Genomic DNA, 12,069 nt, shown 5'->3' with positions numbered 1-12,069 from the left:
TAAAGCTATCTTTATAAAGACTCCTTTAGCAACCCCGGGACCGGATGGCACCCGGGTGCTGAGTAGCGTGGGCGCATGCCAGACGCGTTGCTCCTGCTCATCGCCATCGCGCTGATCGCGGCCGGAACCCTGGCGGTGATCCTGATCCGCCGTCGCGGTGGGGGATCCGATCTGGTGCCGCCGGACCTGTCCACCCGGTCGCCGCGCATCGGTTCCCCGCCGGCCCGGCGCGCCGGACCGACCGGAGCTCCGGCGACCTCTCCCGACGGCACGGGACGGTTGGGCGACGGCACGGGCCAGCCGGGCGACGACGGGGTGGCCGAGCGGGCCGCGCTCGTGGCCGAGGTGCAGGCGCTGATGCGGGCCGGCAGGGTGGTGAGCGCCGTCAAGGTGGTGCGCGAGCGGACCGGCCTGTCGTTGGTCGACGCGAAGGCCGTGGTGGACGAGGTGGACCGGTCCGGTCAGCTGCCCGCGCGACTGGGTCCACCGACGGCGGCGGACCAGCTCGCAGCCCAGCCGGACCTCGCAGCCCAGCCGGACCTCGAAGCACAGCTTCGACACCTCAAGCAGCGGGGCCGGACGATCGAGGCGATAAAGCTCCTGCGCTCCCGCACCGGCAGCTCCCTCCGAGCGGCGAAAGACGCCGTCGACCGGCTCTAGTGCCCATGATCAAATGATGAGAACGGTTGCCAGCGGCGGGCTGAGCGACCGTTTTCAACATCTGATCATGGGAGTCGGGGTTTGGGCGGCGGTCAGGGGACGGTGGAGCCGCGGAGGAGGAGGGTGCGCAGTTGGGGCTCGTCGAGTGGGCGGGAGAGCGCGTAGCCCTGGCCGAAGTCGCAGCCCAGGGCGATCAGCTCGGCGCGCTGGTCGGCGGTCTCGATGCCCTCGGCGACGGTGCTCAACCGCAGGCCCCGGCTCATCGCCATGATCGCCCCGACCACCGGCAGGGTCGTGGGGTCGACCCCGTCCAACCGGTCCACGAAGAGCTTGTCGATCTTCAGCTCGTCGATCGGGTAGCGGTGCAGGTGGCCGAGCGAGCTGAACCCGGTGCCGAAGTCGTCCAGGGCGATCCGCACGCCCCACTCCCGCAGCCGGGCCAGCTGGGCGCCGATCGCGTCGTGCTCGCTGGCGAGCGCACTCTCGGTGATCTCCAGGGTCAGGGTGCCGGGCGGCAGGCCGGAGCCGTCCAGCGCGGCCCGGACGTCGGCGACAATGTCGCCCAGGACGAACTGGCGGATGCTGACGTTGACGTTGATCTGCAGCGGTTGCCCGATGAGTCGCTGCCAGATCGCCCCCTGTAGGCAGGCCTGCGCCAGCACCCAACGGCCCAGCGGGACGATCAGCCCGCTGCCCTCGGCCATCGGGATGAACTGGTCCGGGGCGATCAGCCCCCGGTGCGGGTGCCGCCAGCGCACCAGCGCCTCCACCCCGCGTACGGTGCCGCCGACCAGCTCGTGGATGGGCTGGTAGGCGAGGAGGAACTCGCGCCGGTCCAGCGCGTCCTGGGAATCGACCTGCAGCCGCAGCCGGTCGACGGCGGGCTGGTGCAGCTCGCTGCGGTACAGCAGCCGCCGGTCCCGGCCGGCGCTCTTGGCCAGCCGCAGCGCGATGTCGGCCTCGCGCATCAGCCGGTCGGCGTCCGCGTCGCCGTCACTGACCGCGATGCCGACCCGGGCCGAGACGACCCGCAGGTTCCCGGCGACCTCGATCGGGCGCTCGAAGACGGCGAGCAGCTCGTCGGCGGTGCGCTCCGCCGTGCGTACCCCGGCCCGGTTCTTCACCAGCAGCACCGCGAACTCGTCGCCGCCGAGGCTGGCCAGCAGATCCTCCGGTGCCAGCCGGCGCCGGATCAGGATGGCGACCCGGATCAGCAGGTCGTCGCCGGCCAGGTGTCCGAGGGCGTCGTTGACGACCTTGAAGGCGTCGAGGTCGACGAGGAGCAGCGCGACGTCGGTGGTGGTGGCGAGGGCGTCCGCCAGCCGTTCGCGCAGCAGCGCCCGGTTGGCCAGGCCGGTGAGCGGGTCGTGGTACGCCTGATGGCGGAGCCGCTCGATCAGCAGCACCCGCTCGGTGACGTCCCGCAGGGCGAACAGCAGCCCGCGTACGTTGGGGTCGGCCGTCAGGTTCTGCGCGCTGATCTCCACGGTGGTCAGCCGGCCGCTGCCGGGCACCGGGACCCGGCACTGGATGGTGGCCGCCGCACCGGGCTCGGCCAGCAGCCCGGCGAGCCAGCCGCGGACCGCCGGTCGGTCGTCCTCGGCGATCCAGGCCAGCAGCCGGTTGTCGGGCAACCCGTCGTGGAGCTGGAAGACGTCGGCGATCGCCGGACTGACGTAGCTGGCCACCGTGTCGGCGTCGGTGATGACGATCACGTCGCGGGACGACCGGACCACCGCCTCGAAGCGGGCCGCGGTGCCGCTCTCGTAGCGCCGCACGGCGACCAGGACCAGCCGCAGCGCCAGCGAGGAGAGCAGCAGCCCGGGGCCGTACTGGCCCAGCTTCACCTCGGCCAGCGACCCGCCGGCGGCCAGTACGCCGGTGGTCATCGCGGTCAGGGTCAACGCGACCGACACCAGGGCGCCGGGCAGCCGGCCGTAGAGCGCCCGGAAGGAGGTGCCGACGAAGAGCACGCCACCGGCCGGCAGCGCGCCGACCGCCCAGATGACCAGCCCGACGCCGAGGGCGGTGAGCAGGTCACCGACGAGGGTCGGCTCGCCGCGCCGGTAGAGCCGGACGGCGAGCACCATCAGCAGGGCGACCGCGAGCAGCACCGGCCAGGACCGGTCCCGGGCCACCACCGGCGAGATCAACCACTGCGGCCCGATGATGGCGAGGCAGACCAGCAGAAAGGCCAGAAAGGCCCGACGCACCACCGGCAGCAGCGGTTGGTCGCCGGCGACCTTCGCCCAGGAGCGCAGCGCGTCGGACCAGCGGTTGGGCCAGGTGTCCGCCGGTCGGGCCGGATCCGTCACCGGCACTCCAGGACGCTCACCCGCGCCCGGGATCGCCTACCGTGCCCACCGGTCATGTCGTCAGCCTACGGGGTCCGTCCACACCGGGCAGCCGGCGTCGCGTACCAAAGGTCTGGTTTGGACTGTCTGTCACACCTCGATGTTGAACCTGCGCAGTACCGAGGGGGCCAGCAGCCCGGCGGCCGCGAGCAGTGAGACCACGGTGAAGATCCCCCGCAGTACGACGATCTCCGCGGTGCCGCCGGCCTTGATCGCGATCGCGTCCGGAACGCTGATCATCGTCCACATCCGGCGCCTGATCGGGATCGGCCAGAGCAGCGGTACGCCGTTTCGGGTGATCATGTCCCCGAGGATGTGCACGAAGGAGCCGACCCCGACCGCCAGGCCGAGCATCGGATATCCCCGGTCGCCGGGCAGGGTGAGGAAGGTGAAGTAGGCGGCGCCCGCGGAGACCAGGGTGACGATCACCCAGCCGGCCCGTTTGGCCCACTCGTCGAAGAGTCCGCGCAGGGCCAGGCCGATCATGAAGAAGAGGATGCCGATCACGGCCCATTTCCCGTACGCGGCGCAGAGCGCGGTGGTGCCCCAGCCGACCAGCACGGTGAACGGGATGGTGTGGGTCAGGGTGCGGTGCCCGTTGGTGCGGTTCGGGTCCCGGCCGGTCTTGGTGGCGTGGTAGACCCCGAGCGAGACCTTCTCGATCACCTCGGCGATGAAGAGCGAGAACACGCCGAAGGTCCGGGCCACGGTGGCGCCGCCCCGGTTGCGGGTCACCCGGCCGGAGAGGTCGAGGTCGGGGAAGAGCGCGCCGCCGGCGCAGACGGCGGTGCCGACCGCGATCGCCAGCGGCGACTGCTCGTAGTCGGCGAAGTGGTCCAGCGCCCAGGACCCCGCCAGCCACACCGCGGCACCGGAGAGCGCGTGCGACGGCCCCATCATCGGCGATGTCCTCTCCCCAGGAAGATGCCGCGCGGTGTCCACCTCCGCGCGGCCGGTGACACCATCGCAGAGCACCCGAGCATGATCAATCACCATGCCTCCACAGTGGATCTAACGAGGGCGGGACCTCGGCGGACGCGCCGCCGCCCGCGTGTCGTCCCCGGCGCGTCGGCCGGCGGTGGCACCCGCCGGCCAGCCGGCGCTCAGAGCGCCGGGCGGAAGCTCTGCCGGATCATCGGCAGGTAGGCCCGGTTGACCTGCCAGTCGAACTCCGGGGTCAACCAGGAGACGGTGTACGCCTGCCGCGCCGAGGTGTTCACCACCATCCGCCAGGTACGCACCCGCTGGCCGGCCGGGTTGGTCCAGCCGCACTCCCATTCGGCGCCGCCCTGGTACATCTCCAGCGGCGCGATGCTCACCTGCTCGTACCCCGGTAGTGCGCCGCCGTCGGTCAGCCGGGCCTCCTCGGCGCGCAGGTAACCGACCGGGTCCGGCGCGGGCGGCGTGCCCGGGTCGACGGCCAGCACCCGACCGCCGCCCGGCTCCCGGAAGCAGACCGCCCCGCCGTCGGTGTAGTGGCGCCAACCGACCGGCGCGGCGATCCGGAAGCCGGCCGGATCAACGTGCCAGGTCCAACCCCGGACCAGGCCGTACGGTTCGTCCGGCGGGACGGCGGTCGGCGTCACCTCGGCCGTGTCGGCGGGCGCGCGGGTGCACGGGAAGGCCGGCGCGGCGGCGATCCCGCCCTGCCCGGACGGGGTCGGCCCGGCCGCCGGCCCGCCCTGCCGCCGCTGGTTGGCCACCAGCCCGGCACCGGCCGCCCCCAGTACCACGGCGGCGGCCGTCGCCGCGGCGACCAGCCGCCAGGCGCGCCGGTGCCGCCGGCCGGGCGGCGCCGGCTCCACCACCCGGCGCAGCAGCCGTTCCGCCTCGACCGCGGTCAGCCGGGCGGCCGGGTCCCGGCGCAGCAGCCCGGCCAGCACCGGGCGCAGCGGTCCGGCCCGCTGCGCCGGGTCCGGCGGGGCGACCGCGAGCGCGGTCAACGTAGCCATGGTGGTCGGCCGGTGGTATGGCGAGCGCCCCTCCACCGCCGCGTACAGGGTGGCGCCCAGCGACCAGAGGTCGGCCTCCACGGTCGAGGCGCCCTCGGCGGCCCGCTCCGGTGCGACGTACTGCGGCGACCCGAGCACCACCCCGGCCCGGGTCATCGCCCCGTCGCCGCCGTCGACCGTGGCCAGCCCGAAGTCGGTGAGCACCACCCGGCCGTCGTCGGCGATCAGCACGTTGTGCGGCTTGACGTCGCGGTGCAGCACCCCGGCGCTGTGCGCGGCGCGCAGCGCGGCGAGCACGGCCAACCCGATCTCGGCGGTGCGCTCCGGCGGGAACGGACCGTCCGACGCGATGATCTCCTGCACCGACCGGGACCGGACGTACTCCATGACGATCCACGGGGTCGGGCCGGCGTGCACCACGTCGTAGATCTGCACCACGTGCGGATGGTTGAGCCGGGCCGCGCTGCGTGCCTCGCGCAGGGTGGAGATCCGCAGGTCGTCGCGTTCCTGCTCGGTCATCCAGTCGGGCGGGACGACCTCCTTGATGGCGACGTCGCGGCGCAGCATCTCGTCCCGGGCGAGCCAGACCCGGCCCATCCCACCGCTGCCGACCGTCCGCAACAGCCGGTAGCGGCCCGCGACCAGTTGCTGTTGCACCGGCAGGATCCTCCTCCGTCACCCGCTGTACACGATAGCCAGCGGATTCCGGATTCTGCATCCTCCGTGCGTGGTGTTGTATCCGATAACCGCTGGTCGCGGCCCTGCGCGCCGATCAGCAGGCGGCCCCGTCGAGGGCGAACAGGTTCCCCTCGGGTACGACGATCCTGCGGCCGCGGGCGCCGACGGGGTTGCCGACCGGCGGGCCGGCCCGGCGCACCCCCGCCGAGTCCCGGACGGCCGCCGCGTAGCCGGCCGCCGTCCGCCCGGCGATGGTGGTCCAGCCGTAACGCTCGCTGACCATGCTGCGCGCCCGGCGGGCCACCCGGCGCGCGAAGACCTCGTCGGCCAGCAGCGAGCCGACCGCCCCGGCCAGCGCGTCCGGGTTGCTGTGCGGGAAGGTGACCCCGGTGACGCCGGGTTCGACGATCTCGGCCAGGCCGCCGGTGGCGGCGACCGCGAGCGGGGCGCCGGCGGCGGCCGCCTCCAGGGCGACCATGCCGAACGGTTCGTAGAGGCTGGGCACCACCGTCGCGTCGGTGGCGCCGAGCACCGCCGGCAGCTGGCTGGCCGTCATGAAGCCGGCGAACCGGACGGTGCGTTCCAGCTTGAGCCGGCGCGCCTCCTCCTGCAGCTCCGCCCGGTACGGCCCGTCGCCGGCGATCACCACCCGCAGCCCCGGGTGCCGGTCGCGCAGCTGCGGCACCGCGTGCATCAGGTGCTGGACGCCCTTCTCGTAGACCAGCCGGCCGGCGTAGCCGATCAGCGGGCCGTCGCCGGCGAACCGCTTGCGGGCCGAGGCGACCGCCCGGGGCCGGGCGTGCCAGGCCCGGTCGTCCACCCCGTTGGGGACCACGTCCACCCGCTCCGGCGAGACGTCGAAGAGGTGTCCGACCTGTTGGCGCATGTATTCGGAGCAGACGATGAGGCGGGTGGATTCGTGGCTGAGCCAGTGTTCGACGGAGTGGATGGTCTTGTTGAGGTCGTCGGGGAGCCAGCCCTGGTGTCGGCCGGCTTCGGTGGCGTGGATGGTGGTGATCAGGGGGAGGTTGAGGTGTTCTTTGAGGGTGACGGCGGTGTGGGCGACGAGCCAGTCGTGGGCGTGGATGATGTCGTACCCGCCGCTGGTGTCGGCGGCGCGGAGGGCGGCGCGGGTGAGGGTGTGGTTGAAGGCCATGGTCCAGGCGAGCAGGGTGGGGGTGGCCAGGGCGAATCCGACGGGGTCTTCGGGGGCGCGGATGACGCGGACGCCGTCGGTGTATTCCTCCAGGGGGGCGCCGTCGGCGTGGCGGGTGATGACGGTGACGTCGTGGCCGGCGGTGGCGAGGCTGGTGGCAAGGGCGTGGACGTGTCGGCCGAGTCCGCCGACGAGGACCGGCGGGTACTCCCAGGAGAGCATCAGCACCCGCTGCCGGCGGGCCTGCTGGATGTCGAATACCTCGGCGTCAGGTGACAATGCCCGGCCCCCTTTAGTTGTCGCATGGCACGCAGCGGCAGGCACCGCGAGGTGCGGGTGCCGGTACGTCGTTGGGTTGTGGCCCATCCTGCCGGTAGCTGGATAACCAGGGAAGACATGGCCGTTGCAGGTATGTAACGGGCACCAATCAACTCGGCCGGACGCGTAGAAGTTCCGCCACCGACCAGGCCTGGAAGGGGCATCCGGTGGCCCCGTGCGGGGCCGCGCCGTCGGCCGTCTCGCTCACCGAGCCGAGGCCGTACTCGGTCAGGTGCGCCTCCAGACCGGCGAGCAGGTCGCCGGTCGGCAGGCCGGCCCGCCGGGCGGCGTCGACGTACGGGCCGATCAACCACGGCCAGACGGTGCCCTGGTGGTAGGCGCCGTCCCGCTCCGCCGGCCCGCCCCGGTGCCGGCCGGCGTAGCCGGGGGAGTCCGGGGCCAGGCTGCGCGGCCCGAGCGGGGTCAGCAGCGCCGCCGCGAGCTGGCCCAGCGCGGCCGGGTCCGGCCGCAGCGGGGCGTGCGGCAACGACCAGGCCAGCAGCTGGTTGGGGCGGACCAGGTCGTCGTCGTGCAGCGGCGCACCCCCGAGCGGGTACGCCGGGGCCGGCGCGTCGACCACGTCGTGCAGCAGGCCGCCCGGTGCCGGGAACCGGCGCCGGAACGACTCGACGGCCCGGCCGTGGGCGGCCGGTGCGGCGCCCGGGTCGCCGCCGACCAGGGCGGCCAACTCCGCGACCGCGGCCAGGCCGTTCACCCAGAGCGCGTTGACCTCCACCGGCTTGCCGGCCCGCGGCGTCACCGGCACCCCGTAGACCCGGGCGTCCATCCAGGTCAGCGCCTCGCCGGTGGCGCCCTGGGTGAGCAGCCCGTCGGCCGGGTCGGCGTGGATGCCGTACCGGGTGCCGGCCAGGTGCCCGTCCACGACCGTGCGCAGGGCCGGCAGCAGCTCGTCGGCGAGGTCGGTGTCGGAGGTGACCTCGACGTGCCGGGACACCGCGTGCAGGAACCAGAGCGTCGCGTCAGCGGTGTTGTACTCCACCCGGCCGGTGTCGGCGGTGTTGGCCAGCATCCCCTCCGACAGCGTCGCCGCGTACGCCCGCAGCAGGTCCCGCCCCTCGTCGTGCCGGTGGGTGCGCAGGAACAATCCCTCGTACGCGGTCATGGTGTCCCGCGACCAGGCCCCGAACCACGGGTAGCCAGCCACCACGTCGACGCCCCCACCGCCGCTGCCGGTGCCGCCGCCGAGCGGGCCGGTGCGCACTACGAACGCGTCGGCGGCCAGCGCCAGCGTCGCGTCCACCGCGTCGCGCGGCCGGGCGGCGGCCACCACCCGACGGTTGCGCCGCCGGGCCGCCTCGATCACCTCGGCCGCCGGCGGCGGCGGCTCGGCCAGCCCGGCCGCGTCGCCGGCCCAGGCGAGCACCGCCACCGTGTCGCCCGGCCGGGCCAGCTCACCGGCGAAGCCACCGGCGTACCAGAGGTCCTCCTCGGGGGCCAACCCGCGGGCCGCCTCCGCCCGGTGGTGCACCCCGTGCCACCAGTGCCCCTCGCCGACCCAGCCCGGTCCGGCCAGCCGGTACGCCCCCTCGATCACCGCGCCGTCGGCGGTCGGTTCCACCCGGGGCGCCGGCCCGTCCGCGCGCCGCTCGCCGTGCGCGTCCCGCCAGGTGCAGGCGGCGGCCAGGGTCAGCCGGGCCGGCCCGCCCGCGACCAGCCGGTGCAGCACCGCCACGCCCGGCCGCCCGTGCGTCATCGCCAGCTCCCGCTCGATCACCAGGTCGCCGATCCGCCAGCGCCAGCGCGGCACCCCGTCGACCAGGTCGAAGCGCTCCAGCAGCTCGTACCCGGCGGGATCGACCTCGCCGGTGCGCCACTGGTGGGCGCCGAGCCGGACCCGCGCCCCGGACGGCAGGTGCACCGCCGGGTCGAGGCTGGCCAGGCCCAGCCGCCGGGCCGCCGGGATCTGGTCGGCGACCACCAGCAGCCCGTGGTACCGGCGGGTCCGCAGGCCGGCGACCGTGCCCATCGCGTATCCGCCCAGCCCGTCCGGGACCAGCCACTCCCGGGATGCCGCCGACTCCAGGTGACCGCAGAACTGCGGGCCGAAGCTGATTTCGAGCAACGTTCCTCCAATCGGCGCCCGGTGAGGCTGCCTGTAACACGGTTCGGGGACAATGGCCGGTGTGGTCGAGCGGGAGAGGATGATCGAGGACGCGGAGCGGGCCCGACTGGCCCAGGCCGATTCCGGGGAGTTCAACTGGCGGGGTTGGGGCCCGTACCTTGCGGAGCGGGCCTGGGGAACGGTACGCGAGGACTACAGCGAGCACGGTACGGCGTGGGACTACTTCCCGCACGATCATGCTAGGTCGCGGACCTACCGCTGGAACGAGGACGGGATGGCCGGCGTCTGTGACGAGCGGCAGACGTTCTGCTTCGCCCTCGGCCTCTGGAACGGCGTCGACCCGATCCTCAAGGAGCGGATGTTCGGCCTCGGCGGCGACGGCGGCAACCACGGCGAGGACGTCAAGGAGTACTGGTGGTACCAGGACTCCACCCCGACCCACTCCTGGATGCGCTGGCGCTACCACTACCCGCAGGCCCGTTTCCCGTACGACGAACTGGTCTCGGTGAACGCCGAGCGCGGTCGGGCCGACAACGAGTACGAGCTGGTCGACACCGGGGTCTTCGACGACGACCGGTACTGGGCGGTGACCGTCGACTACGCCAAGGCCACCCCGACCGACATGTGCATCCTGATCACCGTCGCCAACCGGGGTGACCAGCCGGCCCGGCTGCACGTCCTGCCCACCCTCTGGTTCCGCAACACCTGGTCGTGGGGGCTGCCCGGCCGCGACCAGGTGCCGAAGATCACCGCCGACGGCGCCCGGCTGGTCGGTCAGCACTGGGTGCTCGGCCAGCTGGTGCTGGCCGGCGACGGCGAGCCCACCCCGCTGCTCTGCGACAACGAGACGAACACCGAGCGGCTGTGGGGGCTGCCGGGCCGCAGCCGGTTCCCGAAGGACGGGATCAACGACCACGTGGTGGACGGCGCCGACACCGTCAACCCGGCCGGCGAGGGCACCAAGGGTGCCCTGCACTACGTGCTGGACGTGCCGGCCGGCGGCCAGACGCAGATCCGGCTCCGGCTGCGGCTGACCTCCCCGCCGCCGGGCACCGCGCCCGCGCCGGCGCTCGACCTGGGCGCCGGCTTCGACGCCACCGTGGCGGCCCGCCAGCTGGAGGCGGACGCCTTCTTCGACCGCCTCATCCCCGCCGCCGCGAGCCGCGACGAGGCGTCGGTGGCCCGGCAGGCGATCGCCGGGCTGATGTGGGGCAAGCAGTTCTACCACTTCGACGTGCACCAGTGGCTGCACGGCGACCCGGGGGCGGCGCCGCCGCCGGCCGGCCGCCGGCACGGGCGCAACCACGCCTGGTGGCACATGAACAGCTTCGACGTGATCTCCATGCCCGACCCCTGGGAATACCCCTGGTACGCGGCCTGGGATCTGGCCTTCCACTGCGTCACCATCGCCCGGGTCGACCCGGGCTTCGCCAAGGACCAGCTCCTGCTGCTGCTGCGCGAGTGGTACATGCACCCCAACGGGCAGGTGCCGGCGTACGAGTGGGCGTTCGGCGACGTCAACCCGCCGGTGCACGCCTGGGCGGCGTTGAAGGTGTTCGAGATCGACGGCGGCCGCGACTACGACTTCCTGGCCCGGGTGCTGCACAAGCTGCTGCTCAACTTCACCTGGTGGGTGAACCAGAAGGACACCGGCGGCAACAACGTCTTCGAGGGCGGCTTCCTCGGACTGGACAACGTCGGCCCGTTCGACCGGTCGGCGGCGCTGCCGGTGGCCGGCACGCTGGAGCAGTCCGACGGCACCGGCTGGATGGCCATGTACGCGCTCAACCTGCTCGACATGGCGCTGGCCCTTGCCGTACACGATCCGTCCTACCAGGACGTCGCGACGAAGTTCTTCGAACACTTCGCCTACATCGCGGCGGCCGCCTACCACCAGGGGCTCTGGGACGAGGACGACTCGTTCTTCTACGACGTGCTGCGGCTGCCCGACGGCAGCCAGGTGCCGCTGAAGGTCCGGTCGGTGGTCGGGCTGCTGCCGCTGGCCGCCACCACCCGGATCACCTCGGCGACGCTGAACCGGCTGCCGGAGCTGGCCGCCCGGCTACGCTGGTTCCTGGTCAACAAGCCGGAGTACGCCGAGGTGATCGGCGCCCGCCGGCTGGCCGGCGACGGCCGTCAGCAACGCCTGCTGTCGATGGTCGGCCCGGACCAGATCGTCCGGCTGCTGGCCCGGATGCTCGACGAGGACGAGTTCCTCTCCCCGTACGGGCTGCGGACGCTGTCGCGGTATCACCTCGACAAGCCGTTCACGGTCTCGCTCGGCGGCCAGGACTTCACCGTCGGCTACGAGCCGGCCGAGTCGACGAGCGGCCTGTTCGGCGGGAACTCCAACTGGCGTGGCCCGATCTGGATGCCGACCAACTTCCTGCTGATCTCGGCGCTGCGCGACTACGCGGCCTTCTTCGGCGACGACCTGCTCATCGAGTATCCGACCAGGTCCGGCACGAAGCAGACCCTCACCGCGATCGCCGACGACCTGTCCAACCGGCTCATCTCCCTGTTCACCCGGGACGACTGGGGCCGGCGGGCGATCTACGGCGCCTGCGACCTGTTCCAGCGGCACCCGGACTGGCGGGACCTGATCGCCTTCCCGGAGTACTTCCACGGCGACAACGGCGCCGGCCTGGGTGCCTGGCACCAGACCGGCTGGACCGCCCTGGTCGCCGACCTGATCCTCACCGTCCGCCGCTGACCGGATCGGGGGAGGGCCCGGCCTCCCCCTGAGGCCGGGCCCGGATGGCTACCCGCCGCGCCCCCGTTGGCGGCCGGCGCCTCCCGATCGAGGGTAGAAACCACCCGGCTCGGGACGTAGAGCCAATTCACGGCCAGTTGGCCGGTGCCACTCGC

Annotated in this window: 7 protein-coding genes; 2 read left to right on the top strand and 5 right to left on the bottom strand. The window is 73.2% G+C overall.

The window, feature by feature from the left end; all coding sequences use genetic code 11:
* The first annotated feature begins 75 nt into the window (after nucleotides 1-75).
* Nucleotides 76-660, top strand: a complete 585-nt coding sequence (locus tag O7627_RS21160; RefSeq protein ID WP_278095239.1) for a hypothetical protein — start codon at nucleotides 76-78, stop codon at nucleotides 658-660.
* Between the two features lie 92 nt (nucleotides 661-752).
* On the opposite strand, the gene O7627_RS21155 is transcribed toward O7627_RS21160, so the two are convergent.
* The 5 genes from O7627_RS21155 to O7627_RS21135 form a co-directional block, all read right to left on the bottom strand.
* Nucleotides 753-2,975, bottom strand: coding sequence for an EAL domain-containing protein (locus O7627_RS21155; protein WP_278095238.1), 2,223 nt, complete (start codon nucleotides 2,973-2,975; stop codon nucleotides 753-755).
* 129 nt (nucleotides 2,976-3,104) lie between these two features.
* The gene (locus tag O7627_RS21150) at nucleotides 3,105-3,914 is read right to left on the bottom strand and encodes a metal-dependent hydrolase (protein ID WP_278095237.1); all 810 of its coding nucleotides are present in this window, start codon (nucleotides 3,912-3,914) and stop codon (nucleotides 3,105-3,107) included.
* A gap of 203 nt (nucleotides 3,915-4,117) precedes the next feature.
* Nucleotides 4,118-5,623, bottom strand: a complete 1,506-nt coding sequence (locus O7627_RS21145; protein WP_278095236.1) for a serine/threonine-protein kinase — start codon at nucleotides 5,621-5,623, stop codon at nucleotides 4,118-4,120.
* 115 nt (nucleotides 5,624-5,738) lie between these two features.
* Entirely contained in the window at nucleotides 5,739-7,079 is a 1,341-nt protein-coding gene (locus O7627_RS21140; RefSeq protein WP_278095235.1) for a glycosyltransferase family 4 protein, read from the bottom strand.
* Nucleotides 7,080-7,227: 148 nt separating this feature from the next.
* A complete protein-coding gene (locus tag O7627_RS21135; RefSeq protein ID WP_278095234.1) occupies nucleotides 7,228-9,201 on the bottom strand; it encodes an amylo-alpha-1,6-glucosidase in 1,974 nt (657 codons plus the stop codon).
* A 52-nt stretch (nucleotides 9,202-9,253) separates the two neighbouring features.
* On the opposite strand from O7627_RS21135, the gene O7627_RS21130 reads away from it, so the two are divergent.
* On the top strand, nucleotides 9,254-11,914 hold the full coding sequence (locus tag O7627_RS21130; protein WP_278095233.1) for a glucosidase: 2,661 nt from the start codon (nucleotides 9,254-9,256) through the stop codon (nucleotides 11,912-11,914).
* Nucleotides 11,915-12,069: the final 155 nt, after the last annotated feature.

Source organism: Solwaraspora sp. WMMD1047, assembly GCF_029626155.1.
Lineage (GTDB): Bacteria > Actinomycetota > Actinomycetes > Mycobacteriales > Micromonosporaceae > WMMD1047.
The sequence above is the reverse complement of the archived record's forward strand: the minus strand, read 5'-3'. Positions and strand labels throughout refer to the sequence as shown.

Excerpts from the sequence above, each read along its gene's own strand:
- O7627_RS21150 (WP_278095237.1), bottom strand. The coding sequence starts at position 3,914 with ATGATGGGGCCGTCGCACGCGCTCTCCGGTGCCGCGGTGTGGCTGGCG.
- O7627_RS21160 (WP_278095239.1), top strand. The coding sequence starts at position 76 with ATGCCAGACGCGTTGCTCCTGCTCATCGCCATCGCGCTGATCGCGGCC.
- O7627_RS21130 (WP_278095233.1), top strand. The coding sequence starts at position 9,254 with ATGGCCGGTGTGGTCGAGCGGGAGAGGATGATCGAGGACGCGGAGCGG.